We start from the raw sequence: 25,665 nt of genomic DNA, 5'->3' as shown, positions 1-25,665 counted from the left end.
AGGGCCCTGGGAGACTGGGGCCCTTCTTCTTTTTCACTATGAACTATCCTTCACGAGTGAGAATCGAGACTGCTGCAGATATGCATGCACTAGGTATGCGCATCGGCGCCAAGTGCCGCGTTGGAGATCTCATCTTGCTCAACGGCCCACTGGGCGCCGGCAAAACTGTTTTGGTTCAAGGTATTGGTCAAGCACTCGGCATCAACGACATTACATCGCCCACCTTTGTGATCTCCCGAATTCATCAGGCTGCACTCACACTTATTCACGTCGATGCCTACCGACTACTTGAAGGTGGCAACGCAGCTGTTTACTTAGATGATTTGGATCTTGATACGGCGCGCGAAGATGCCGTGACGGTTATTGAATGGGGCGGGGCTGAATCTGCACGATTAAGTGATGAACGCCTTGAAATCACCATTGATCGCACTGAAGAAGTTCGTGAAGTACTAATCAATAAGGTTGGCGCGCGCTGGCAGGGTGTTGAGCTATGACAATCTCACTCGCTATCGATACCTCAACTTCAAAGACGATTGTTGGAATTATTGAAAATGGCGTAGTTCTTTTTGAGAAGGCACATGAGGGAGCAACTGATCACGGACGCGCACTTTCAGAGTTAGTTGCAGATGCGCTGAAGGTTGCCAAGCCTCCGCACCAAGTAGTTGTGGGAATGGGTCCGGGGCCTTTTACCGGTCTTCGTGTGGGGATCGCATTTGCGCAGTCATTTGCTCTCGCCCGCCAGATTCCTGTTATTGGAATCTGTTCACTCGATGCGATTGCAATTGATAAAGATCAGTACACAGTGGCAATTGATGCCCGCCGGAAAGAGATTTACTGGGCTAGTTACCAAGATGGCATCCGCGTTGCTGGCCCCTCGGTCAATAAACCGGCTGAAGTTGCCAACTTCATCATTGATGTTTTTCCCGATATGCAAAAACTAGTTTCACTGGCAGCAAGCCAGAGCATTACTGAGCCTATGTATTTACGTCGACCTGATGCTGTGCCCACCGCGGAGCGGCCATGATTACTTATCGCCAGCCCATCGCATTGGATATTCCAGTTCTTGTCGGTTATGAGAAAGAGTTATTTCCATATTCACCGTGGAACTCTGCCCAATTTAAAGAAGAGTTTGCTGGCATTCCTCGCACCCGATTTATGTCGGTGGCCGAAAGTGATAATCGCATCGTGGGATATTGCGGTGTATTTCTGCCAGCACCAGGAGTTGAGGCAGATATTCTCACCGTGGCAGTACTTCCTGAATTTCGCAGACAAGGGATAGCCCGCGAATTTATGCGACAAATTGAGCAATGGTCAGAAGAGGGCGGCGCCAGTGCCATGATGCTGGAAGTCGAACATACCAACGCCGCCGCCATCGAGCTCTATCAGGCACTTGGATATATGCAGATTTCGGTACGTATGAATTATTACGGTCCTGGCAGTGACGCTCTTGTCATGCGCAAGGAGTTCACATGATGCAGCCGATAGTTCTGGGAATTGAAACTTCGTGTGATGAAACGGCAATAGGAATTGTGCGCGGTCGCACCTTATTAGCCAATGTCATTGCATCAAGTGTGGAAGAACATGCACGCTTTGGGGGAGTAGTTCCTGAAATCGCTTCCCGTGCACATTTAGAGGCGATGCTTCCCAGCATCCAACGCGCAGTAACTGATGCCAAGATTTCACTTAAAGATATAGATGCTATTGCTGTGACAGCTGGCCCCGGATTAGTGGGGGCACTCCTTGTCGGTGTTGCCTCAGCAAGTGGGCTAGCGCAAGGTCTTGGTCGCCCGCTCTATGGTGTGAACCATTTAGCAGCTCATGTATCAGTTGAATACTTAACCCATGACAAACCCACAGATCCAACTATTGCGTTGCTGGTTAGTGGTGGTCATTCTTCCCTTTTGCAAGTTGATGACATCACGGGTTCCATTACCAAACTAGGTGCAACGATGGACGATGCGGCAGGTGAGGCCTTCGATAAGATTGCGCGGTTATTGGCGTTAGGTTTTCCAGGCGGGCCAGCAATCGATCGAGAAGCACAAGGCGGATCACCAACTGCAATTGATTTTCCAAGAGGGCTGACAACTTCCCAAGATTGGCAGTCTCGCCCTTATGAATTTTCTTTCTCTGGACTTAAGACTGCAGTGGCTAGATATTTAGAGAACACGCCAAGATTTGTTCGCGCAGATGTGGCAGCATCATTTCAAGAGGCGGTAGTTGATGTCTTGCTGCTTAAGGCACTGGCTGCATGTAAATCAACTGGGATTAATTCATTGGTAATTGCCGGTGGGGTAGCTGCTAATTCACGTCTTCGCGCGGTGGCAGCTGATCGCTGTGAAAAAGCCGGGGTGCAGCTTCGTATCCCTGCCGCTGGCCTTTGTACCGATAATGGGGCGATGGTGGCGGCTCTGGGCTCCCTGATGCTCAGTTCGGGCAGACCAGCCACACACGGTGCCTTTGATGCCGATTCGAGCCTGAAGGTGGAGCAGGTCAACCTTTAGCTCCTGGATTTGCCGGGTGGAATAAGCGCCCCTAGGCTTGGCGTTAGCACTCTCGGGCCCACACTGCTAACGGCAGGTAAGTCCCGACATAGTGGAAATATCAAAGCTAAGACTCGAAACACACACTCGAATAAGAAGGAGTACCACCATGGCAGTTGCCATTAAGCCACTCGAAGATCGCATTGTTGTTAAGGCAAATGAAGCTGAGACCACAACTGCATCAGGTCTTGTTATCCCAGATACCGCGAAAGAGAAGCCACAAGAAGGCACAGTTGTTGCAGTTGGCCCAGGCCGCTTCGATGATGGCGTTCGCGTACCAATGGATGTAAAAGTTGGCGACGTTGTTCTCTATAGCAAGTACGGCGGAACTGAAGTGAAGTACAACAACGAGGAGTACCTCGTTCTCTCTGCTCGCGACATCCTCGCGATTATCGAGAAGTAATCCATGGGAAAAATGTTGGAATTCGACGAGCATGCTCGTCGCGCAATGGAACGTGGAGTTAATCAACTCGCGGACACAGTCAAGGTAACACTTGGGCCCAAGGGTCGTAACGTGGTTATCGCTAAGTCATTTGGTGCGCCAACTATCACTAACGATGGTGTGACAATTGCAAAAGAGATCGAACTTTCAGATCCAGTAGAGAACATGGGCGCTCAGCTCGTTAAGGAAGTTGCCACAAAGACCAACGATGTCGCTGGTGATGGAACAACTACTGCCACAGTTCTGGCTCAAGCAATGGTCAAGGAAGGTCTTCGTAACCTTGCTGCCGGCGCCCAGCCAATGGATCTCAAGCTCGGTATCGAAGCAGCTGTGGAAGCAGTTTCAGCACGCCTTCGCGAAAATGCAACAGTAGTTAAGGACAAGGCACAGATTGCTGACGTCGCAACTATCTCTGCTCAAGATCGCGCAATCGGTGACCTCATTGCAGAAGCAATGGACAAGGTCGGCAAAGATGGCGTCATCACTGTGGAAGAAGCATCAACTACCGCACTTGAACTTGAGTTCGCAGAAGGTATGCAATTCGATAAGGGTTACATCTCCCCATACTTCGTTACAGATCCAGATCGTATGGAATCTGTATTAGATGATGCTTATGTGCTCATTTCTGCAAATAAAATCTCAGCTCTACCTGAACTCCTACCTCTCCTAGAGAAGGTCTCACAGGCAGGAAAGCCGCTTCTGATCATTGCCGAAGATGTTGAAGGTGAAGCACTTTCAACGCTGGTGGTAAACCGCATGCGCGGAGTATTTACTTCAGCAGCCGTTAAGGCACCTGGCTTTGGAGATCGTCGCAAGGCAATGTTGCAAGACATCGCAATCTTGACGGGAGCCACAGTCATCTCAGGTGAGATTGGCATGAAGCTAGAGGCAGCAACTCTGGAAGATCTCGGTCGCGCTCGTCGCATCGTGATCACCAAGGATGCAACCACAATCGTTGATGGAGCTGGCGATAAGGCACTAGTTGCTGGTCGCGTGAGCGAAATTCGCAACGAGATAGCAACCTCTGATTCTGATTGGGATCGCGAGAAGCTCCAGGAGCGCGTTGCAAAACTCGCTGGTGGCGTCTGTGTTATCAAGGTTGGAGCACACACTGAAGTTGAGTTGAAGGAGAAGAAGCACCGCTTAGAAGATGCTATCTCTGCAACTCGCGCAGCTGTGGAAGAGGGAATCGTTATTGGTGGAGGAGCAGCACTTGTTCACGCTGCCGATGCTCTCAATGACAACCTCGGCTTCACCGGTGATAAGGCAGTTGGTGTGGCACTCGTTCGCAAAGCTTGCGATGAACCACTTCGCTGGATTGCTGAAAATGCTGGACTTGAAGGCTACGTAGTAGTTGCAAAGGTTCGCGCGCTGAAATCACATGAGGGCTTCAACGCTGCAACTGATGTCTATGGAGATCTTGCAAAAGATGGCGTCATCGACCCAGTGAAGGTAACTCGCTCAGCACTTGCAAACGCTGCCTCTATCGCTGCGATGTTTATTACAACAGAAGCTGTTGTATTTGAGCGTCCTGCTGATCAAGAGCCAGCAGCTGGTGGACATGGACATTCCCATGGTCCTGGCGGGCACGGACACTAATAAAAAAGTTAATAAGAAAACCCCCGTACTGAGTACGGGGGTTTTTCTCTTCTAGTAATTATTTGATAATTATGATGCGTGTGAAATAACTGGTATGCCGCGCTGTATCAAGATTGCGCTGCGATCATCTTCTGATAGACCGCCCCAGATTCCATAGGGTTCTTGGACGGCGAGCGCGTGGGCGCGGCAGGCTGCAATGACCGGACATGATGCGCAGATAGTCTTCGCGGCATTCTCGCGATTGCGACGACGGGGTCCACGTTCTCCATCAGGATGGAAGAACTTCTCAGAGTCCATCGATCGGCAGGCACCTTGGTACTGCCATTCCCATTGCTCAGCAATAGGTTGAGGAAGTCGTGATAGTTCAGCCATGATGGTTCTCCTTTTCCCTAGGGATATCAGAGGGTACAATCGTTTCATAGGTTGTTCAAGAGGCAATCGTTCCGTGTCTTGTTCAAGGGCCAAAATGTCCGTTTTTCAGGTGGTGAGTTGAGCCACTTTCCGACAGGATTACGTCATGGCTGCCATAGGTGAAGAGAAACTCACCGTGGCGGCGGTGGCTCGCCGGATTGGCGTAGCCCCGGCAACTCTTCGCACCTGGGCCCGCAGATATGGCCTTGGTCCATCGGGCCACGAAGCCGGTGAGCATCGTAAGTATCTCCCGCAAGACCTCGCCAAATTGATCATGATGCGACGGTTGATTGTTGCCGGAGTGAGTCCGGCAGAGGCTGCCGAACAAGCCCTATCTCATAAGGGCAGTCTCAACCTGGAGCAGATCGTTGAGACGGTTCACGAGCGCTCTGATGTGGTGGATGCGATTGTGAGCGCTGCGCAATCACTTGATCACAATTTTGTTGAGGCGTTATTGCGTCAGGAGATTTCTCAATTCGGAGTCATTGATAGTTGGCATGAGGTAATGGTTCCGGTCTTAATTATCGTTGGCGATATCTGGGCGCAAACTGGTGAAGGAATTGAAGTAGAGCACTTACTTTCGGAATCAATCACAAATGTTTTGCGTGATTTCTCAAGGGAGATTAAGAGCCCTATCAATCCTCGTCCGGTGCTGCTGGCATCTGTCGGGGAGGAGCTGCACTGTCTAGCCTTGCATGCACTTACCGCCGCACTTGCTGAATTAGATATCGAATGTCAGGTAATGGGGGCGCGAACTCCGCTGGCAGCGCTATCTTCGGTCGTAACTCGCAGCGCCCCACCTGCGGTATTTCTCTGGGCACAGTTAGCAAAAAATGGCGATCCTAAATTCTTTAAGGATATTCCGAATGTTCGCCCAGCCCCGCGAGTTGTCCTTGGTGGCCCTGGCTGGGACCGAGATCAATGCCAAGAGGTTGCCTTTGCTGAGGATTTAGCGCTCGCCTGTTCTGAAATCAAGCAGGCAATCGGCGCTTAATTCTCAAGTTAGACTAGGGCGCTCAACCACAGTATGGAGGGCTCATGAGCGGCGATAACGACAAAGTCGCGATGCTCGGGCTGACCTATGACGATGTCCTGCTTTTACCTGATGCATCCGATGTTGTTCCCTCTGAAGTAGATACCTCCACTCGCCTAACTCGAAACATCACTTTGGCCGTGCCACTAGTTTCATCTGCCATGGATACCGTGACTGAATCCACGATGGCAATAGCAATGGCTAAAGCTGGTGGAATTGGGATTATTCACCGTAACTTGCCGATCGATGAGCAAGTCACGCATGTGAAGTTAGTGAAAGGCGTTGGTCTTGCTGGGGCAGCAGTTGGTGTGGGCGATGATGGATTTGCACGCGCACAAGCACTCATTGAAGCGGGCGTAGATGTTGTTGTCGTAGATACAGCTCACGGACATCACCGCGCAGTACTCGATGCAATTGCGCGAATAAAGAAGTTTTCTTCCACCATTGAAATCATCGGTGGCAATGTGGCAACTCGCGCCGGTGCCCAGGCACTGATCAACGCTGGCGCCGATGCCGTCAAAGTAGGCGTTGGTCCCGGATCAATTTGCACAACCCGCGTTGTTGCAGGTGTGGGTGTTCCGCAAGTGACTGCGATTATTGAAGCAGCAAAAGCATGTAACAAGGCCGGCATTCCACTCATTGCAGATGGTGGACTTCAATATTCAGGTGACATCGTGAAAGCAATTGTTGCTGGGGCACACTCTGTGATGCTCGGTTCATTACTTGCTGGGTGCGAAGAATCTCCTGGCGAACTTGTAGAAATTGATGGACGCACATACAAGGCATACCGCGGTATGGGTTCCCTCGGTGCGATGCAATCACGCGGTGAACAGAAGTCATATTCGAAAGATCGATATATGCAAGATGATGTTCTTTCCGAAGACAAACTTGTCCCCGAAGGTATTGAAGGAAAAGTTACCTATCGTGGCCCGGTTGCAGATGTTGTTCACCAACTCGTTGGCGGACTTCGAAGCGGCATGGGTTATGCCGGTGCACCCGATATAGAAACGCTGCGACGTGAAGGTCGCCTCATTCAAATTACTGCAGCTGGCTTACAAGAGAGCCACCCACATGATGTTCTGCATGTGGCCGATGCCCCCAACTACAGCAAGAAGAAATAGCTATGGATTACGAAATCGCACCCGGAAAAAGAGCCCGTCACGCCTATTCATTTGACGATATCGCCATTGTGCCAAGTCGTCGTACTCGTACCCCGGAAGATGTTTCCACTACCTGGCAGATAGATGCCTATAAGTTTGATCTGCCACTGATTGCAGCACCTATGGATTCAGTGGTCTCACCAGAGACTGCGATTGCGATAGGAAAACTGGGCGGGCTTGGAGTTCTCAATCTCGAGGGCTTGTGGACACGTTATGAGGATCCACGTATTCCACTGGGTGAAATCGCATCGATGCCAGATCAACATGCAACACGTCGTATGCAAGAGATTTATGCCGCACCTATCCGCCCCGAACTTATTAAAGAACGTATTAAACAGATTAGAGATTCAGGTGTCACTGTTGCGGCATCACTTTCACCACAGCGCACCGCCCAACTTCACAAGGCTGTCATCGATGCAGGTGTAGATATCTTTGTGATTCGTGGAACAACAGTGTCAGCTGAGCATGTTGCCGCCGAAAATGAAGCACTGAACTTGAAGAAGTTTATCTATGAACTAGATGTGCCAGTGATTGTGGGCGGGGTTGCAACAACAACTGGTGCACTACACCTCATGCGCGCCGGTGCAGCTGGAGTTCTTGTCGGTTTTGGCGGCGGAGCTGCTCACACCACGCAAACTGTTTTGGGAATTCAAGTTCCGATGGCAACAGCAGTTGCCGATGTTGCAGCAGCGCGTCGTGAATACCTCGATGAATCTGGCGGACGTTATGTCCATGTTATTGCCGACGGCGCCGTTGGAAAATCTGGAAACATTGCAAAGGCAATTGCATGTGGAGCAGATGCGGTCATGATGGGCGCAGCACTTGCAAAGGCTGTCGAATCTCCAGGTCTTGGTTGGCACTGGGGTTCTGAGGCATACCATCCTGAGGTTCCTCGTGGTCAGCGCATGAATGTGGGAACCGTCGGAACGCTGGAAGAAATTTTGAATGGGCCATCACATGCATCCGATGGTTCTATGAATTTATTTGGTGCACTACGTCGTGCGATGGCCACCTGCGGATACTCAGATGTGAAGTCATTCCAGCGCGTAGAAATCGTTATGCAGCATGGCCGATAAGCACGGAGTACTTGTCGTCGATTTCGGCGCGCAGTATGCACAGCTCATCGCCCGTCGCGTGCGGGAAGCAAAGGTATATTCAGAGATAGTTCCATCATCTATTACGGCAGCTGAAGTAAGTGCAAAGAACCCAGAAGCAATCATTCTCTCGGGTGGCCCATCTTCAGTCTATGCAGATCACGCACCAAAAGTTGATGCAGCAATATTTACACTCGGCATTCCGGTTTTCGGAATCTGTTACGGATTTCAAACAATGGCCGCCGCCCTTGCTGGCGTAGTTGCCCAGACCGGTAAATCAGAGTTTGGTCGCACGCCACTTGAGGTAAGGGCCGGATCTAAGATTTTTGCTGGACTTCCTGCATCACAATCCGTATGGATGTCACATGGTGACGCTGTCTCGGAAGTACCGCGTGGCTTTAGCATCTCGGCATCCACTGCCGACACTCCAATTGCCGCCTTTGAAGATGCAAGTGGAAAATTAGCTGGCGTGCAATTTCACCCAGAAGTTCTGCACTCAGAACATGGCCAGGCGATTTTGCAGAATTGGCTTATTACCATCGTAGGGTGTATTCCATCATGGACGACTGCAAATATTGCCGAAGAAGAAGTTGCCAAAGCGAAAGCTGCAATTGGCGCAAAGCGAGTAATTTGTGGCCTCTCTGGTGGGGTTGACTCTGCAGTTGCCGCAGCAATTGTGCAAAAGGCAGTCGGAAACCAACTCACCTGTGTCTTTGTCGATCACGGTTTACTGCGCAGCGGAGAATCTGAACAAGTCCAACGTGATTTTGTCACCGCAACTGGAATCGAACTCGTTGTAGTTGATGCGCGGGAGCAATTCCTTTCCGCCCTTGCTGGCGTGATTGATCCGGAGACAAAACGAAAGATTATTGGCCGCGAATTCATTCGCTCATTTGAAGCGGCAGCCCGCGATATTGCAGCTGGGGGAGATGTTGAATTCCTCGTGCAAGGCACCTTGTATCCGGATGTTGTGGAATCAGGGGGTGGCACCGGAACTGCCAATATTAAATCTCACCATAATGTGGGCGGCCTGCCCGATGATTTAAAGTTTGCATTAATTGAACCGCTGCGCACTCTCTTTAAAGATGAAGTACGTCAGGTCGGCCTTGAACTTGGATTACCGGAAGAGATTATTTGGCGCCAACCATTTCCTGGGCCAGGCCTTGGCATTCGCATCATTGGTGAAGTAACACAAGAGCGTTTAGATATCTTGCGCGAGGCGGACCTGATTGCTCGCCAAGAGCTAAAAGCTGCTGGCCTTGATCGTGAAATTTGGCAGTGCCCAGTAGTTCTGTTGGCCGATGTTCGAAGTGTTGGCGTGCAAGGCGACGGACGCACATATGGCCATCCCATCGTGCTGCGTCCGGTTTCAAGTGAAGATGCAATGACAGCCGATTGGTCGCGAGTTCCCTATGATGTGCTCGAGAAAATTTCTACCCGCATTACCAATGAAGTTCGTGAAGTAAATCGCGTTGTCCTTGACGTCACAAGCAAGCCACCCGGCACGATTGAGTGGGAATAGGAAAAAAAGAGAATGAAAAAAGTAAGTGTGATTGCAGTATCTGTATTGGTTCTAGCTGGTGCACTCATTTCAGTGCCACAGGCAAGTGCTGCGCCTATAGTTTGCAAGCCAACAACGGCTAAAGCGCACGCGCCCTTAAAAACAGTTCCGCCACAGAAGCCTGCTAAGCCTCTTCCCAAGTCAATGACACTTAAAACAAACTGTGGCGATGTAGTAATAGCACTCGATGCAAAGGCACCATTTACTGTTACTCAAATTACCGCACTAGCTAAAGCTGGTTACTACAACAAGAGTCTCTGTCATCGAGAAGCGGTATCTGGCTTTGAAATGTTGCAATGTGGCGATCCAACTGCGCAAGGTGCCGGTGGTCCGGGATTTACATATCCTGATGAAAATTTGCCGATAGGTAAATCCTTGGCATATCCAGCAGGCACAGTGGCAATGGCAAACGCTGGGCCAAATACAAATGGCAGCCAGTTCTTCCTCGTATTTGGAGATTCACCTGCTCTGGGGCCCTCATATTCAATTTGGGGAAAGATTACAAAGGGCCTTGATGTGTTGAAATACATCGCATCCAAAGGCGTTAATGATCCAAGTGGAATCGGAGCGCCAAAGATAAAGGTTGCTATCGAATCAGTTGTTGTTAAATAACGTAACGTTGCAAACTTTGAGAAGAACTTTCCTTCATTTGTCATAAATAATGGCCTGAATCTCATAACAAAAGTGAGCAAGCCGAGGGACCTATCTTCAGGGATGCATTTGCTATTAGAATCATGACATTAAGGTAGACAGGTAGCTAGTCACGCTAGTTGGTGAACTCAATATCAGGAGGCAATTGTGTCCGAAGAAGTATTTGCTCGTAGAAGTGAAAACTGGTTTGCGCTAAAGGACAAGCATGGATTCATTTATCGCGAACGCTTACGCAATCAAGGCTACGCCCCAGATGTCTTCATCAATAAACCTGTCATTGGTATTGCGTCTACTTGGTCTGAGCTCAATCCTTGCAATGGCCACCTCAACCGAGTCGCAGAGGCTGTTAAGCGTGGAGTCTGGGAATCTGGTGGTTTCCCACTTGAATTTCCTGCCATGTCATTGGGTGAACCAATTATGCGCCCAACAACTATGTTGTATCGCAATTTGCTTGCAATGGAGGCCGAAGAATTAATTCGTGCTAATCCTTTAGATGGCGTTGTACTTCTTGCAGGTTGCGATAAGACACCTCCGGGATTGCTTATGGGAGCTGCAAGTGTGGATCTTCCAACTCTGATGATTACCGGTGGACCAATGCTCAATGGTCGCTATCAAGGAAAGACTCTTGGTTCTGGCACTGCAGTGTGGAAATACAGCGAAGAACTTCGCGCTGGCAAAATGACAATCGAAGAATTCTTTGCGATGGAGAGCTGCTCAGCTCGTTCCAACGGAAGTTGTATGACTATGGGAACCGCGTCCACAATGGCATGTGTTACCGAAGCGCTCGGCGTGCAATTGCCAGGAAGCGCCGCAATTCCGGCAGTTGATGCTCGCAGATACTCAACTTCCCATGAAGCTGGCCGTCGCATTGTTCAGATGGTCCATGAAGATCAACGACTTTCTAAAGTCCTCACCCGAGAAGCTTTTGAAAATGCGATCCGGGTAAACGCCGCTATTGGTGGCTCAACAAACGCTGTTGTTCACCTCCTTGCAATCGCCGGCCGTATTGGCGTGAAACTAGAGCTCGATGACTTCGACCGACTAGCACGCGACGTTCCAGTCCTAGTAAACCTCATGCCATCAGGTAAGTATTTGATGGAAGAGTTCTTCGATGCTGGTGGCCTTCCTGTGGTTATGAAAGAAATTGAAAGCTTGCTCCATACAGATCACATCACTGTTTCTGGAAAAACTGTTGCAGAAAATATTGCGAACGCTAAATCATGGAATGACGATGTCATTACTCCCATGGCCAAGCCGTTCCAGAAGTCGGGCTCGGGCATCGTTGTCGTACGTGGCTCGCTGGCACCAAATGGTGCTGTTCTAAAAATTTCGGCAGCTACTCCTTCGCTCCTGCAACATCGCGGTGTGGCAATGGTCTTTGACCGCATAGAAGAGTATTTAGAAGTTGCAGATGATCCAGATCTAGATGTCACTCCAGATACTGTTCTCGTTCTTCGCAACGCTGGCCCAATGGGTTATCCAGGTTTTCCGGAAGTTGGAAACATGCCCCTTCCTAAGAAGATTCTTGAGATGGGTATTACCGACATGGTGCGCGTCTCTGATGCTCGCATGAGCGGAACTGCCTATGGAACAGTTGTACTTCATGTTTCACCAGAAGGTGCCGCAGGTGGCCCACTTGCGCTGGTTGAAAACGGCGATGAGATTGAACTCGATGTTGCGAATCGATCACTTACGCTACATGTGAGCGAGGAAGTGCTGGCCGAGCGCCGAGCCAAGTGGAGTAATCCAAATCCGCTTCCCGATCGTGGTTGGTCACGGCTTTATGTGCAACATGTTCAGCAGGCACATTTAGGTGCAGACTTTGACTTCCTGGTAGGTGGAAGTGGATCGGGAATTCCGCGTCACTCACACTAACTAAATCGCATTACCTAGAATGGTTGAGCGAAGCTCGTCTCTTCCGTAGCTTCTAACTCAAGTAAGCGGTTCCATTTTGCAGTGCGTTCTGAGCCATGGGTTGAGCCCACTTTAATTTGCTGCGCCTTCCAACCTGTTGCTAAATCTGCCAGCCAACTATCTTCCGTTTCACCAGAGCGAGCGGAGACAACAGTCTTAAAGCCCGCCCCATGGGCGCTTTCGAGGACGCGAAGGGTGTCAGAGACCAGCCCATTTTGGTTTGGTTTGATGAGAATTGCGTTTGCACTCTTCTCCGCAATCCCACGCTCAAGTCGCGACTGGCTCGTTGTAAACAAATCATCACCAAGTAATTGCAAATGTGGCGGTGCAACTGATGCAAAATTTTTCCATGAATCCCAGTCATCTTCAGCGAAAGGATCTTCAATCGAGATGATGGGTTGGTTCTTCACAAGATTGGTGATGAAATCTACAAATTCTGCTGATGTGTAACTCTGCTTTGCATTATGAAGTTGATACTGGCCATTTTCAAAGAATTGTGTGGATGCAATATCTAGCGCAAGGGAGACATCGACACCTGGCTTTAGGCCAAACCCCTCAATACATGAGACCACAAAAGAGCAAGCTTCCTCTATCGAATCAAATGGAATTCCGAGACCACCTTCATCTGCAACTAGGTGAGTAACTAGGCCTCTCTCCTTGCCTCGAACCGCAGCAAGCTCTCGTATTGCAACAATCCAGGAAAGGGCTTCTGAGAAAGATTTAGCACCATGTGGAAGTACAAGTACATCTTGAATATCCAATGTGCGGTTGGCATGAGCACCACCTGAGAGGATATTGACCATCGGCATCGGAAGTAAGAGATTGCCGGTGGGGGTGAAAAAACGAGCCAGTGATTGGTTCTTACTATGTGCCTCCGCTTTTGCGCCAGCAAGTGAGACTGCAAGCGTGGCGTTTGCTCCTAACCCCTTACGGCTGGTACTCGGATCAATTTCCCTTATTTGATTGTCAATTGTGTGGAGGGCAACTTCTTTACCTACAAGTGCTGGTGCAATTTTTGTATTTATATTTGCAACTGCGGCAAATACTGATTTGCCACCATAGAACTTCTCGGCAAGAGCAGTGCCGGCATCTCGTAATTCAAGTGCTTCGTGAGCACCTGTCGAGGCACCTGATGGAACTCGAGCGGTATGAACAGATGCGTCAGCAAGGGAGATCGCTGCAGCAACTGTTGGGCGACCCCGGGAGTCAAGGACTTGGAATGCCTGAACTCTTGTGATCTTCATTGAGATTCCCCGTTAAATAGTTCTAATAAATTCATGGGAGCTGTCTCAGAGAGCGCACCCTTGCATAGCTTGGTCAGCCCGATTTGAGCTGATTCATCTAAGTAATTTACTAGTGAAGTTCCCTCAACTCGGGCAAGTGCGATGAGCGCGGTGTGCCAAGCAAGAGAGGGTGCATGTGTAATCTCGCTCTCAGCATCGTATGCCTTAAGGAAATCCTGCGCTGTTTGACGAAGGAGTCCTCGGTTATGAGAATCTTGCGCTCGATGAAATTTACAGAGTAAGTGGGCAGTGAGAAACGCTAAGTCAAATACTGGATTACCAGTATGCGTCACTTCAAAATCTAGAATGTATACATCTTGTGCTTCACTGATCATTATGTTCTTCGGTGAAAAGTCGCCATGAACTAGCGTCGTTTTTTCACTCTTTAACTCCTTGACCAAGCTCATAATTCTTGGAGATAACGGCGGATTCTTACCAGCAACGGTGCCATAAAAGGGAGTAATGCGAAGTTGTTCAAAGAGTAAATCTTCCGAGAATTTCTTTCTTGATTCTTCGGAGCTACGCCCAAAGTTATGCCACGTGGCTAGCGTGTGGCCAAGTTTTGCCCCAATCTCTGGATAGATAGTTCCTTCAAGTAAATCTGACTTCCAGACCGTTGCAGAATGTGGAACTCGCTCGAGTACGAGGGTAAATAAGTCAGGATCGTAATCAACAAGTGCCGGGACTTGTTGAGGGGAGAGTGCATGGAAAGTCTCTATCGCATGGGCTTCAACGATGGCCCGGCGTTGATCTGCCTCCCATTTTGTTGCCACCTTCAATTCTGCAAGTGCCTGCTTTAATACCAAGTCTTTCGATGGAGTCTGAACAGCAAGAACTACATTGGAAACTCCACCAGTCAGGATTTCAACTGTCGCTTTTTCAGTGTCAGAAATGACCCCTCTAGCTTGAAGATATGCAACTACCGTATCTTCAGTGAGAAGTTCAACACTCATTACTTAAATAACTCTCGAAACCGAGAATGCATTATCTACGAAGATGCTTTGTCCTGAAATCGCTGTATTTGATTCGCTGGCTAATAAGTAAGCGCTATTTCCTACATCTTCCGGAGTAACCAATCTTCCACCTGGGGTTGCATTTTCCACATTCGCTATCTGTGCAGCTGTAAGCAATTTCTCCGCCATTGGTGTTTTTACGATTCCGGGGAGGATTCCGTTAACAAGAATTCCTTTTGCACGACCAAGATCTACCGCCATTGACCTTACTAGTCCGCCTACCGCGGCTTTAGAGACGGTGTAAGACATTTTATCTTGGCGAGTAGATAGCTCCCACAGTGAACTTAAGATAACTATTCGCGCACCTTGTTTGATTTTATCGTGGTGCATCAATCCAGCAGTTGCCTCGGTGATTGCGACCACGTTACCTTCGAATACACGTAGCAGCTCTTGAGTCTGACCGCTTATCACACTGTCATTTGTGTTCGTTCCTTGCGCAAAAATAACGGCATCGAATTCAACATCTGCAATCTCAGCCGGAAGATGGTCCTTGGTTATTGGCAAGAGAAAAGAGTGGGCAAGTGTTGATGGTGAACGCACCGCGCAGTAAACGTTCCAATCGGCTTTCACAAATCGAGCATGGATAGCGCCTCCTAGGGCACCCGTTGCACCAAAGATTAGAACGTTATTTGTTGCCACAAATTAACCCTTGTAGTCATAGCGCGTAAGCATGGAGTGACCAATTGATGCTCTACGCACACGTTCGCGCGCTGTTGATTCAACGAGACCTTGGATATGGCCGCCGGATGGATAGAGACCAGGAGAGTTGCGCACCGTAAATTTCAGATACACAGGGGCGGCAACTCGTACTAAGTCTGGAACTTCATAGTGACGAACAGCCCCACCGAAATCATCGGGACCCTCAACGTAAACATCGAGTGGAACATCTACCTGGGCACGAATTGCAGCAATCTGTTGCAGCGATAGATCTGTTGCAAGATTAAGAGTTGATGCACCTAGCTCTTCCAAAATCTTTGCCGTAGCTGGATTAGTGCAGGGAAGGGCAACTGAGGTCTTTAAAATGAAATCTTTAGGCAAGTCGCCTTTCTTCTTCGCTTCACCAAGAACGGCAAGTAGTCCTAGATCTCCAACAAGAACGGAGCGAAGTCCAAGGCTTGCACCATGGAGCACATCTTCAACTGCATAACGAAGTTGATCAGCACCACGAAGAGTAGGCGCGGCTACTCCGCCAGCGGATGAGACAGGTTGCTTTCCGATATCCCATGCAGCGCGCGGGCCAACAAAGAGACAGACCTCAATCTTTTCTTTCTTGCCTATCGCCACCATCTCCGCGATTTCATCATCAGTCTGCATCATGATGCCGGAACCTTGGGAGATGCGATCAATCTTTAGTTTACGTTTCTTTGCTTCTTCAAGAACAACCTTGAAAGCTGCTGGACCTTCGACAGATGGAATCTCAATTTTCCAACGACTGCCATCTTTAAATCGCTTTGCAGATTCGGGAATTGCATCTGCATCTTGGCTCTGCACACCTTGGTTCTTAAGAAGTGAAATTGACTTCTTCATCGGTCCTTTTGGATCTCGAGTTGAAGGCCAGTTAGCCATAGGTGTAGCCCAATCTGTGGAGGCGAAAATCTATTTCCGCAGTGAATAAAAGTTAAGCGTAAGTGTAACCACCCCTGGACTTACATAGGGAAGAGGTTGGTCGCAACCCCTTTGACACCGGGCTTGCAGATAAAGGTCATACCGGACTGTGGCACGGCATCTGCTTGGCCATTATGTGCGGTTGTGATTATCAAAGTATCTAAATCAGGACCGGCAAATACACAGCTCGTGACAAAAGGAGCAGGAATATCAATTTCAGCGGTAATTCTGAAATCTTTATCGAAGCGTCGCACAACAGAGCCACCCCAGAATGCAACCCAAAGGCCGTCTTGCTCATCTATCGCCATGCCATCAGGAAGAGCCGGGTCTCCTTCGGGGACTTTCCACATCGCTCTTCGGTTGGAAATTGTTCGACCATCGGCAGCCACATCAAATCGATCGATACTCAGCGCCATGGTATCGATGTAGAAGAATGCGTCATTTTTAAATGACCAATCCATTCCATTGCTGATTGTTATATCACTAACAATGCGCTCTAGAAAAGAACTATTAGGCGTGTATCGATATAGCGCACCTGCATGAGGCTCCACGTCATAAGCCATTGTGCCAAGCCACAGGTCACCGTTGCGAGAAACTTTTGCATCATTCCAGCGAGTAGGAGTTGTATCTACATCGCCTACGACAGTTGATCGTGTTGGTAGCTGGTGAATTTTTCCGTCAGGATCTCGCAATACCGGCCCACTGACAGTTCCTAAAACTTCACCACCATGTGTGCGAGGAATAGCGAAGGAGACATGCTCTGAGGTGTCGTAGCCGCCTGCAATCCCAGTTTCAAGGTTGCGCCACATGACTTGGTTCTCAAGAATATTGACCCACATCACGTGGTTGTTTCCTGGTCCTGAAGATGTAGGGCCTTCACCGAGAAGGCATTTTCGCTCGTCAAAGACTTCCACTGAGATTTTAGTCGACATCTGCCAGCCCCTTAAAAAAAGCACTAAAAAAGGTTTCTACTGTATTCAAGTTAGTGTAAATTGCCGTGAATACTCAATAGGTGAATGAAACTTTTTACGCCAACCGAAGGGCTCATCATGACCGAAGACCTCATATCACTCGCTGGGCAGATCTCAGTAGTTACTGGCGCCGCCAGTGGCATCGGGCGAGCATCGGCGATTCTGCTTGCTCGCCGTGGTGCTCATGTCATTGCACTCGATGTCAACGAAACTGGCTTGAAATCTGTTGTGGATGAGATAAAAAGTAGTGGCGCCAGCGCCGCCTACCACCTCTTTGATTTGGGTTCTGAGGAAAATGTACGTCAAAGGATTAAAGCTATTGAGAAAGAGCACGGCCGAATTGATTCAGTGGTGAATGCCGGTGGAATTACGGGACCAACTGGAATGCAGACAGAAGATATAACCTGGGAACAATTCCTCAAGCCACTAACAATCGATCTCTTTGGTGCGATTTGGATTACGCAAGCAGTGATGCCACTGATGAAAGAGCGCAAGTATGGTCGCATTGTGCAAGTTGTTTCTATTGCAGGCAAAGAAGGCAACCCTGGAATGTCGCCGTATAACACTGCGAAGGCTGGATTAATTGGCTATGTAAAAGGTGTAGCAAAGGAAGCTGCCGCATCTGGCGTAGTGATTAACTCATTGGCCCCTGCGGTAATTCGAACCGCGATAAATGAAAATACAACTGAAGATACGATGAAATACATGATCTCTCGAATCCCGATGGGCCGAATCGGAGAGTCAGAAGAAGTCGCTGAGATGATTGCCTTTATGGCATCACCGGCATGTTCCTTCACCACAGGATTCACCTTTGATATCTCAGGCGGGCGGGCAACGTATTAGCCGTAAGGAGTACTAGGCAAGCCCTACAGGAGGGTCTAAGAGTTTGTCTAGTGGGGTGCGGTATTCATTCTTTTTTTCTTAGCGATAAGTCTCAATTAATGTGCGCTCAGAAGTGCCCTAAAGATGCGTTATGCGGAGTTATCTAATCGTTACTCAGCCGTGATGCAAACCCCTTGTTTCTCCATTAAGTATGAAGTATAAAAGGGGTGGGTCGATTCACGATTCAAACTCTAGGAGGAATAAATGTCAATCAAGAAAGCTAAAGTTGGCTTTGTTGCACTTGTCTTTGCAGCTTCTTCACTTGTCGCATTTAACAGTGCAACATCTGCAAATGCAGCAGCAACAGGCCAGTGGTGCAAAGGTGTAAAGATCGCCGCATTCCCTGGTGGTCCACAAGGTGGTGTCTTTGCAAATAACGTTTATAACGGTTATCGCCAAGCTCAAAGAGATCTAGGCCCAACAGTGAAGTACTACTTCTCAGATTGGGATCCTGCAAAAATGGTAACCCAGTGGAAAGAAGCGATTGCAACAAAGCCAAACGGCATTGCAATGTACGGCTTCATGGGACCAGAAGCTGCTAAACCACTCGTCGAGGAGTCTTTCAAGAAAGGCATCATCGTCACAACATTGAACACATCACTCGTAGATCTACAAGCCCAGTATTCAACACAGGGATTTGGCTATGTCGGTGCGGTTAACTACAAAGCTGGAGTAGATCTAGCATCAGAGATGGTTAAGCGTGGAAAACTTTCTGCTGGCGACTCAGCATTCGTTTGGGGCCTTAAGGGTCAAGGCGGAGATCGCGGTCAGCGTACAGTTGGTGTAATTGATGGCTTCGAAAAACTGAAGGTTAAAGTTATCTATCAGGAAATCGATCAAGCTACCAACACAACACCTGCATCAGGCGGTCCAACATTTGCTGGAATCATGGCAAAGAACCCTAATGTGAAGGCTGTTGTTACTGATCACGGTGGCTTAACTGCTACTGCAGCAACATATATGAAGGCAGCAAACTTGAAGGCAGGATCTGTCTACTTCGGTGGATTCGACGTATCTCCTGCAACAACAACTGCTATCGAGAGTGGCTACCTACAACTCGTAATCGATCAGCAACCGTTCTTACAGGGATACCTACCAATCCTTCAAATCTGTCTAACCAAGAAGTTTGGTTTCTCAGGTCTTGATGTGAATACAGCTGGTGGATTCGTTGATAAGTCAAACGTTGCAGTCGTAGCACCACTTGCAAAGGTAGAAATCCGCTAATAAATAGCTGATAAATTAGTGTGTGTCGGTTGGGAAGGTAATTCCCAACCGACACACCTTTTCGAAGGGGTTCAGACATATGTCCGGTAGTGCACCAGTAATTCAATTGAAAAATGTTTCAAAAACATTTGGCGAGGTTCGCTCTCTATCTGGAGTTGATCTAGAAATTTATCCTGGCGAGATTGTTGGCCTACTTGGCGATAATGGCGCTGGCAAATCAACCCTAGTTAAGACAATTATGGGTTTCCACAAGCCAGATGAAGGCGGCGAGATTTGGTTTAAGGGCGAGAAGATAACCGACTGGAGCGTGGCTAAAGCCCGCGACCTTGGAATTGAAACTATCTATCAGGAGCGAGCACTCTGTGAACTGCAACCAATCTGGCGCAATATGTTCATGGGCAGAGAGATTAAAACTAAATTTGGTCGATTAGACGTTAAGAAAATGAGAAGCGAAGCAACCCGCCTCATGAGCGAACACATGGGTTTCACATCAACGGCAGTGCATCCTGATAATGCAGTCTTAACTATGTCCGGCGGTGAAAAACAAGGAGTGGCAATCACAAGAGCCCTTTATTTTGATGCCGAGCTCGTGATTTTGGATGAGCCAACAGTAGGCTTGTCTCTATCAGAAACTAAGAAGACGCTAGATTTTGTTCAAAACATCAAGAAATCTGGTCGTTCGGCAATCTTTATTGACCACAACATTTTCCATATCTACCCGGCTGTTGACCGGATGATTGTGCTCGATCGCGGCAAAGTGGCCGGCAACTATAAAAAGAGTGAAATTACAATGGATGAATTAATCGAGAGCATGTATCGAGTTGCTCGCACCGGGTCTATAAAGGAGTAATGAGATTATGAGCGAAAAAACTGATTCAAAGGTAAAGAACAACGCAGCACGTCCACCATCATTTTGGCGCAGATTCGGCATGCAATTTGGTATCTGGGGAGTTGGAATTGCGATGTGGCTCGTTTTTGTGGTCACAGCCTCCGAAGCATTTACCTCTAAGGATATTTATTTAGCCTTTGCTTCGAGTACCCCACTGTTTGCCCTGATGGCAATTCCACTCACACTTATTGTTATTACCGGTGAGATCGATCTTTCATTCCCTGCCGTGATGGCGCTATCCACAGCAACATTTGCAAAGATTTATTCTGGGACGGGAAATATCTGGCTGGGCTTTGCAGGGGCACTGATTGCCGGAACTCTCTCTGGATATTTCAATGGCTGGCTAGTAACTTACTTTGCTATTCCATCACTTGTAATCACTATAGGTACTGGTTTTCTATTCCGCGGAATCGAACTTGCTTGGATGAACGGCTCCGGAGTTGGCCTTACAGATAAGGAGCTAGCCGGCGTCTCTAACCTTCTTGTAGGTAGATCCTTTTTCGGTATCGCAAATCAATTTTGGTGGGCAGTCCTAGCCACAATCATTTTGTGGTTTGTACTCAATAGAACTCAATTTGGTGCGCATGTTTTCTTAACTGGCGACAATAAAACATCTGCCCAATTGATGGGTGTGAATGTCAACCAAGTGAAGAGACGTACCTTTGCAATCATGGGATTCTTCGCGGCCTTTGCCGGCCTAGTAGCATCCTTTGAGGTTTCATACTTCTGGCCAACGCTAGGCGAGGGACTTCTGATGAACTCAATTGCATCAGTGTTCTTGGGTGGCACCTCTGTATTCGGTGGTATCGGAACCGTCACTGGCACATTTGTTGGCTCATTCATTATCGGAGCTATCAATGCCGGAATTGTTGCCTCTGGAATCAACGCCTTTTACACCCAAGTATTCTTTGGGCTAGTAATCATTTTATCCGTGATTATGCAGGCAGTTATTTCTAAGAAAATCAAGCGCTAGTAATTAGGATAAGACCGGGTGAGCATCAAAGGCGTTTGCCCGGTTTTATCTGTTCCTTTCACAACAAAAGGTGAAGTCGATTACGAAAGCTTTCGCGCGCTCTGCCGTTGGATTATCGAAATCGGAACGAAGTCCACTCTGTTCTTCGGGGTGGCAAGTGAGAATATAAAACTCTCCGACCCAGAGCGTTATCAACTCTTGGATATCCTGCTGACCGAACGTGCTGGCTCAGATCTGAAGATCATTACCACGGTGGCAGATCACTCATCAGAGCTGGCAGTAATTCGAGCAAAAGACTATGAAGCAATGGGTGTCGATTACATCAATATTTTGCCACCGACATTCTTTGCGCCAACTGCTGCGCAAATAGATTTTCATCTTGAATCTATTTTGAAGTCGGTCAAAATTCCAGTGGTAATTCAACACCTTCCGCAAGCCGGTGGAATGGCTGATGTTTCAGGGCTTGTCAATCTTGCAAATAAATATGAGAATCTGCAAATTATTAAATGTGAAGCGAATCCACCTACAGAATCAATCAAGACTGTTAATTCCTTAACTAACGGTCGAGTCAGAACTCTTATTGGCTGGGGTGGAATCTTTTGGAAAGAGGGAGTTGCCGCAGGTGCTGACGGACTTCAGCCGGGGTGTGGTCTCACTGATCTGTATCTCTGGGCAGAGCGAGCATTGCTCGCAGGTGATCACAAGGAGTTTGATTCACGGCTAGATAGGTTTATCCCGCATATCGCTCGATGGATATCAAATCTCGACTTACTTATCGCTGCCGAGAAAGATGTTCTTTTTAAGCGCGGAATTATTGAGACGAACTACTGTCGGAATCCGACCGTATCACTTGATGTAGATACGTTAAGAGAGATTGAAGAAATGCTCGCACTCGTTGAAGAGGTGCAGACAAATGTCTGATCTCTATACCCTAGGTGAAATCATGGGGCTCTTTCTTGCAACTGATACTGATGATGTGGCAACAGCTGAAAAATTCGAGTTATCTGTTGCCGGCGCCGAAGTAAATGTTGCAGTTGCGGTGACGCGCCTTGGGCTGCGTGCAACTTTGATTTCGCGGCTCGGAGCCGATCAGCTGGGAAAGAATATTCTTGCAAAACTGAAAAATGAGGGACTGAGTCTTGATGGAATTAAAACCGTTGATTCTTATACCCCTGCATTGGTGCGTAATCGTGGCAAAGAGAATCCGATAGATGTGACCTACCTTCGTAAATCATCTGCCGGCTCAACAATCTCGGTAGCAGATATCAAAGAGGAAGAGATTGCCTCTGCTCGATGGGTGCATATGACTGGAATATCTGTTGCAATCTCGGAAAGTTCTGCTGGCGCAGTTGCAAAGGCGATGGATGTAGCCCGCAAGCACAACATTCCAATTAGCTTTGATATCAATCTGCGCCGCAAACTATGGAGTGAATCGCAAGCTGCTCAGGCACTTCATTCACTCATTCATGATGTTGAAATCGTTATCGGTGGCGTGGACGAATACGCCGTTGTCTGGGGAAGTAGCGACCCGGAAGAAAATCTTCGACTAGCTGGTGCTGCGGGTGCAAAAACAGCAATCATGACTGCGGGTGATCAGAAAATGCGCGTGCTGCACAATGGCGAAAGGTTCGACATATCCCCAGAAGTTGTAGAAACTGTGGATCCTGTTGGTTCTGGGGATGCTTTTGTGGGAGGTACGATTTCTGGAATTTTAGGTGGACTTTCAATGCGAGAATCAATTTTACAAGGAAGTACATGTGGCGCTCTCGTTGCATCACACTTGGGGGACTGGACAGGTCTTCCATTTGGCACATCAGGTGTCATCTCTCAGAGATTGGTAAAGAGTTCATGAGCGCACTAGAGGAATTTGAGAAGAGTTCGATAGTTGCCATTATTCGTACTAAGACATCGGCTGAAGGCAGGAGCGCGGCGCATGCCTTACATAGTGCAGGCATTACCTCTTTTGAATTTACGACAACAACACCCGATGTCTTTGATCTGATTGAAGAATTCTCAGCCATCAAGGGAATCACAGTTGGAGTTGGAACAGCTATGAGCCCTGCACATGTCATTAGCGCAAAGAAGGCGGGAGCTACATTTGTTCTCTCACCACATACAGATGCTGCAGTCATTAAGAAGACCCTTGATCTCAACCTTCTATCAGTTCCAGGTGTTGCCACGCCTACCGATGTGGCTCGTGCGCTGCAGGCTGGTGCGAAAGTTTTGAAACTCTTTCCAGCCTCACACTTTGGCCCCGCATATTTGAAGGCGGTTCGAGATCCATTCCCAGAAGCCAAATGGTTGGCTACCGGTGGAGTAAGTGTAGAAAACATTAAGGATTGGTTTGCTGCAGGTGTTTTAGGCTTCGGAGTCGGGGGACCTTTACTAGGTGGCGGAATTCCAGAAATTCCTACAAGAGTTGCAGCTTTCATCGCAGAAATTAAGAGAGTGAAATCGGGTGGAAAATGAAGATCACTAAAATAACAACAACTGTTGTCAATGCCAAGATGCGCAATTGGGTTGTTGTCCGGGTATATACAGATGTCGCAGGACTTATTGGAATTGGTGAAGCTACTCTGGAGTTTCAAACACAAGCGGTCGTTGGTGCGGTAGAAGATTTAGCGCCGCTACTTGTAGGCCGCGACCCACGTGAAATCGAGCGCAATTGGCAAATTCTTTACCGGCACCCATTCTTTAAAGGTGGAGCTGTGACAATGTCTGCAATAAGCGGAATTGATCAAGCGCTATGGGATATTTCGGCAAAAGATCTCAATGTTCCACTGTGGCGCATTCTTGGTGGCTTAGCCCGAGATCGAGTGCGCATGTATGACCACCTTGGTGGTGGGAATTCTGATGCCGTTTATAACTCTGACAGTGTCTCTTCCTTTGAAGATAAGATGAAGCAGAGCATCAAAGATGGATTTACCGCAGTGAAAATTCTTGCGGTTCCGCAATCGGCACCGCTTGGAGATGCACAAAAACTTCGCCATGCAGGAGAGTTGATGGAATCAGCCAGACGTGCTGCTGGACCAGATGTAGACATCATGATTGATTTCCACGGGCGAACAACTGCTGCGATGGCGATTCAATTCGCTGAGGTTTTAGCTCCTTATAAGCCACTCTTTCTCGAAGAAATTGTTCCACCCGATCAACATGAAGCGCTGAAGCGGGCTCGAGCAAAGATTACTGTTCCGCTTGCCACGGGTGAGCGCCTGCTTCACCGTGAGGATTTCCTGCCGCTCCTCGAAGATGGTCTTATTGATGTCGCTCAACCGGATGTGTGTCATGCAGGTGGCATTACAGAGCTACGAAAGATTTCAGCGCTCTGTGACACATATGGAGTCACGATGGCCCCACATAACCCACTTGGCCCTATTGCAACTATGGTCAACGTACATCTTGGTCTCACTACACCGAACTTCCTCATTCAAGAAGTGATGCGCTCGGATGTTTCTTGGCGTTCAGAAGTATTTTCTGGCGTCCCAGAAATCAAAGATGGACATATTTATCCACCGACTGCGCCAGGTATCGGCGTTGAGATGGATGAAAAAGAAGCAGCGAAACACCCATTTGTATCGGGTACTCCGGTTCAATGGTTCCACAACGACGGCTCAGTAGCAGATTGGTGAAAAAATGAAACTTCAAAATGAACATGTTTTTGTCACAGGTGGAGCATCTGGAATTGGTGCAGCAATTGTTTTAGATGCTGTTCAACAAGGAGCTCGAGTTTCGTTCTGTGACATCGTAGTCCCAGCTGGTGAAGCTTATGCAGCTGAATTGACGGCGCAAGGATTTAAAGTAATGTTTCATCAAGCAGACGTGGGCAAGTTTGATTCACTTAAGACGGCCCACGATGCGATTGTAAAAGAGCTCGGTCCCATCACAGGCTTAGTCAATAACGCAGGTGTGAATTCAAATGCAGATGCAGTTGAAATGACCGATGAAGAGTGGAACAAATTCTTTGATGTAGATTTAAAGAGCGTCTGGCATACTGCAAAATTAGTATTACCTTCAATGCGAGCAGCTAAGAAGGGTGCGATTGTTAATATTGCATCAATCCATGCGCGCATGACCTACCCAAAGTATTTCCCATATGCAGCTGCAAAGTCAGGCGTCATTGGTTTGACCCGCAACTTGGCACTTGATGAAGGCATCCACCAGATCCGCACCAACGCGGTCTCACCTGGATACACCCTCACCCCGTTACTGCTGTCGTGGTTTGAAATGCTGCCTGAAAAGAAGGCCGAATCAATGGCGGTGCAACCAATGGCTCGCATGGCACAGACATCAGAGATCGCAAAGGTTGTTACCTTCCTTCTCTCCGATGATGCCTCATTTGTGAACGGGGCAGATTGGATCGTTGACGGCGGCCTGAGCTGCCGATTTGCATAAATGGGATAAAACCCCAGTTCAGCAAGGT

General features: G+C 48.4%; 27 protein-coding genes. 21 read left to right on the top strand and 6 right to left on the bottom strand.

Translation table 11 applies throughout. The features are described 5' to 3' along the window. Positions 1-56: 56 nt before the first annotated feature. The 6 genes from tsaE to groL all read left to right on the top strand — a co-directional run bounded on the left by tsaE (position 57) and on the right by groL (position 4,581). Positions 57-494 carry a tRNA (adenosine(37)-N6)-threonylcarbamoyltransferase complex ATPase subunit type 1 TsaE gene (gene tsaE, locus A1sIA79_RS05415; RefSeq protein ID WP_223298339.1) on the top strand — a complete coding sequence of 146 codons (438 nt, stop codon included), beginning with the start codon at positions 57-59 and terminating at the stop codon, positions 492-494. After that, positions 491-1,024: a tRNA (adenosine(37)-N6)-threonylcarbamoyltransferase complex dimerization subunit type 1 TsaB gene (gene tsaB / locus A1sIA79_RS05410; protein WP_095675185.1), complete on the top strand. Its 534-nt coding sequence runs from the start codon at positions 491-493 to the stop codon at positions 1,022-1,024. Before tsaE ends, tsaB begins: the two co-directional genes overlap by 4 nt. Next, positions 1,021-1,473 (top strand): ribosomal protein S18-alanine N-acetyltransferase, encoded by a 453-nt coding sequence (rimI, locus tag A1sIA79_RS05405; RefSeq protein ID WP_095675184.1) that lies wholly within the window; start codon positions 1,021-1,023, stop codon positions 1,471-1,473. The genes tsaB and rimI overlap by 4 nt, the downstream gene beginning before the upstream one ends. Then, positions 1,473-2,501, top strand: coding sequence for a tRNA (adenosine(37)-N6)-threonylcarbamoyltransferase complex transferase subunit TsaD (gene tsaD, locus A1sIA79_RS05400; protein WP_095675513.1), 1,029 nt, complete (start codon positions 1,473-1,475; stop codon positions 2,499-2,501). The genes rimI and tsaD overlap by 1 nt, the downstream gene beginning before the upstream one ends. Positions 2,502-2,649: 148 nt before the next feature. Further along, positions 2,650-2,943 (top strand): co-chaperone GroES, encoded by a 294-nt coding sequence (groES, locus tag A1sIA79_RS05395; protein WP_095675183.1) that lies wholly within the window; start codon positions 2,650-2,652, stop codon positions 2,941-2,943. Between the two features lie 3 nt (positions 2,944-2,946). Then, positions 2,947-4,581 carry a chaperonin GroEL gene (gene groL, locus A1sIA79_RS05390; protein WP_095675182.1) on the top strand — a complete coding sequence of 545 codons (1,635 nt, stop codon included), beginning with the start codon at positions 2,947-2,949 and terminating at the stop codon, positions 4,579-4,581. Between the two features lie 69 nt (positions 4,582-4,650). On the opposite strand, the gene A1sIA79_RS05385 is transcribed toward groL, so the two are convergent. Then, the gene (locus A1sIA79_RS05385) at positions 4,651-4,953 is read right to left on the bottom strand and encodes a WhiB family transcriptional regulator (protein ID WP_095675181.1); all 303 of its coding nucleotides are present in this window, start codon (positions 4,951-4,953) and stop codon (positions 4,651-4,653) included. 145 nt (positions 4,954-5,098) lie between these two features. Between A1sIA79_RS05385 and A1sIA79_RS05380 the strand changes: the two genes are divergently transcribed. From A1sIA79_RS05380 to A1sIA79_RS05355, 6 genes are all read left to right on the top strand, one after another. Beyond that, complete coding sequence (locus tag A1sIA79_RS05380) at positions 5,099-5,986, top strand: MerR family transcriptional regulator (protein ID WP_095675180.1); 888 nt, start codon at positions 5,099-5,101, stop codon at positions 5,984-5,986. Positions 5,987-6,030: 44 nt separating this feature from the next. After that, entirely contained in the window at positions 6,031-7,146 is a 1,116-nt protein-coding gene (gene guaB, locus A1sIA79_RS05375; RefSeq protein ID WP_095675179.1) for an IMP dehydrogenase, read from the top strand. Positions 7,147-7,148: 2 nt separating this feature from the next. Continuing rightward, entirely contained in the window at positions 7,149-8,261 is a 1,113-nt protein-coding gene (locus tag A1sIA79_RS05370) for a GuaB3 family IMP dehydrogenase-related protein (protein ID WP_095675178.1), read from the top strand. Further along, the gene (guaA, locus tag A1sIA79_RS05365) at positions 8,251-9,801 is read left to right on the top strand and encodes a glutamine-hydrolyzing GMP synthase (RefSeq protein WP_095675177.1); all 1,551 of its coding nucleotides are present in this window, start codon (positions 8,251-8,253) and stop codon (positions 9,799-9,801) included. Before A1sIA79_RS05370 ends, guaA begins: the two co-directional genes overlap by 11 nt. 12 nt (positions 9,802-9,813) lie before the next feature. After that, complete coding sequence (locus A1sIA79_RS05360; protein ID WP_095675176.1) at positions 9,814-10,452, top strand: peptidylprolyl isomerase; 639 nt, start codon at positions 9,814-9,816, stop codon at positions 10,450-10,452. A gap of 186 nt (positions 10,453-10,638) precedes the next feature. After that, positions 10,639-12,366, top strand: coding sequence for an IlvD/Edd family dehydratase (locus A1sIA79_RS05355; RefSeq protein WP_095675175.1), 1,728 nt, complete (start codon positions 10,639-10,641; stop codon positions 12,364-12,366). Positions 12,367-12,380: 14 nt separating this feature from the next. Here the strand turns inward: A1sIA79_RS05355 and eno are convergent, their stop codons facing one another. The 5 genes from eno to A1sIA79_RS05330 form a co-directional block, all read right to left on the bottom strand. Then, positions 12,381-13,649: a phosphopyruvate hydratase gene (gene eno, locus A1sIA79_RS05350; protein ID WP_095675174.1), complete on the bottom strand. Its 1,269-nt coding sequence runs from the start codon at positions 13,647-13,649 to the stop codon at positions 12,381-12,383. Then, complete coding sequence (locus A1sIA79_RS05345; protein ID WP_095675173.1) at positions 13,646-14,641, bottom strand: phosphotransferase; 996 nt, start codon at positions 14,639-14,641, stop codon at positions 13,646-13,648. Before A1sIA79_RS05345 ends, eno begins: the two co-directional genes overlap by 4 nt. Before the next feature lie 3 nt (positions 14,642-14,644). Further along, positions 14,645-15,340, bottom strand: coding sequence for an SDR family oxidoreductase (locus tag A1sIA79_RS05340; protein ID WP_095675172.1), 696 nt, complete (start codon positions 15,338-15,340; stop codon positions 14,645-14,647). Positions 15,341-15,343: 3 nt separating this feature from the next. Then, positions 15,344-16,267 carry a U32 family peptidase gene (locus tag A1sIA79_RS05335; protein ID WP_095675171.1) on the bottom strand — a complete coding sequence of 308 codons (924 nt, stop codon included), beginning with the start codon at positions 16,265-16,267 and terminating at the stop codon, positions 15,344-15,346. Positions 16,268-16,347: 80 nt separating this feature from the next. Next, positions 16,348-17,238: an SMP-30/gluconolactonase/LRE family protein gene (locus A1sIA79_RS05330; protein ID WP_095675170.1), complete on the bottom strand. Its 891-nt coding sequence runs from the start codon at positions 17,236-17,238 to the stop codon at positions 16,348-16,350. Between the two features lie 84 nt (positions 17,239-17,322). Here A1sIA79_RS05330 and A1sIA79_RS05325 point away from each other — a divergent pair, with 84 nt between their 5' ends. From A1sIA79_RS05325 to A1sIA79_RS05285, 9 genes are all read left to right on the top strand, one after another. After that, complete coding sequence (locus A1sIA79_RS05325; protein ID WP_223298337.1) at positions 17,323-18,120, top strand: SDR family NAD(P)-dependent oxidoreductase; 798 nt, start codon at positions 17,323-17,325, stop codon at positions 18,118-18,120. A 243-nt stretch (positions 18,121-18,363) separates the two neighbouring features. Next, entirely contained in the window at positions 18,364-19,383 is a 1,020-nt protein-coding gene (locus A1sIA79_RS05320) for a sugar ABC transporter substrate-binding protein (RefSeq protein WP_095675169.1), read from the top strand. A 79-nt stretch (positions 19,384-19,462) separates the two neighbouring features. Beyond that, on the top strand, positions 19,463-20,233 hold the full coding sequence (locus A1sIA79_RS05315) for an ATP-binding cassette domain-containing protein (protein ID WP_095675168.1): 771 nt from the start codon (positions 19,463-19,465) through the stop codon (positions 20,231-20,233). Between the two features lie 7 nt (positions 20,234-20,240). After that, positions 20,241-21,245 (top strand): ABC transporter permease, encoded by a 1,005-nt coding sequence (locus tag A1sIA79_RS05310; RefSeq protein WP_095675167.1) that lies wholly within the window; start codon positions 20,241-20,243, stop codon positions 21,243-21,245. Positions 21,246-21,263: 18 nt separating this feature from the next. Further along, positions 21,264-22,166 (top strand): dihydrodipicolinate synthase family protein, encoded by a 903-nt coding sequence (locus A1sIA79_RS05305; protein WP_095675166.1) that lies wholly within the window; start codon positions 21,264-21,266, stop codon positions 22,164-22,166. After that, positions 22,159-23,097: a sugar kinase gene (locus A1sIA79_RS05300; protein ID WP_095675165.1), complete on the top strand. Its 939-nt coding sequence runs from the start codon at positions 22,159-22,161 to the stop codon at positions 23,095-23,097. The genes A1sIA79_RS05305 and A1sIA79_RS05300 overlap by 8 nt, the downstream gene beginning before the upstream one ends. Continuing rightward, positions 23,094-23,714 (top strand): bifunctional 4-hydroxy-2-oxoglutarate aldolase/2-dehydro-3-deoxy-phosphogluconate aldolase, encoded by a 621-nt coding sequence (locus A1sIA79_RS05295; RefSeq protein WP_190277045.1) that lies wholly within the window; start codon positions 23,094-23,096, stop codon positions 23,712-23,714. Before A1sIA79_RS05300 ends, A1sIA79_RS05295 begins: the two co-directional genes overlap by 4 nt. Continuing rightward, on the top strand, positions 23,711-24,874 hold the full coding sequence (gene dgoD / locus A1sIA79_RS05290) for a galactonate dehydratase (protein ID WP_095675163.1): 1,164 nt from the start codon (positions 23,711-23,713) through the stop codon (positions 24,872-24,874). The genes A1sIA79_RS05295 and dgoD overlap by 4 nt, the downstream gene beginning before the upstream one ends. 4 nt (positions 24,875-24,878) lie before the next feature. Further along, positions 24,879-25,637, top strand: coding sequence for an SDR family NAD(P)-dependent oxidoreductase (locus A1sIA79_RS05285; protein WP_095675162.1), 759 nt, complete (start codon positions 24,879-24,881; stop codon positions 25,635-25,637). Positions 25,638-25,665 lie beyond the last annotated feature (28 nt).

Source organism: Candidatus Planktophila versatilis, assembly GCF_002288105.1.
Taxonomy (GTDB): Bacteria; Actinomycetota; Actinomycetes; order Nanopelagicales; family Nanopelagicaceae; genus Planktophila; species Planktophila versatilis.
The sequence above is the reverse complement of the archived record's forward strand: the minus strand, read 5'-3'. Positions and strand labels throughout refer to the sequence as shown.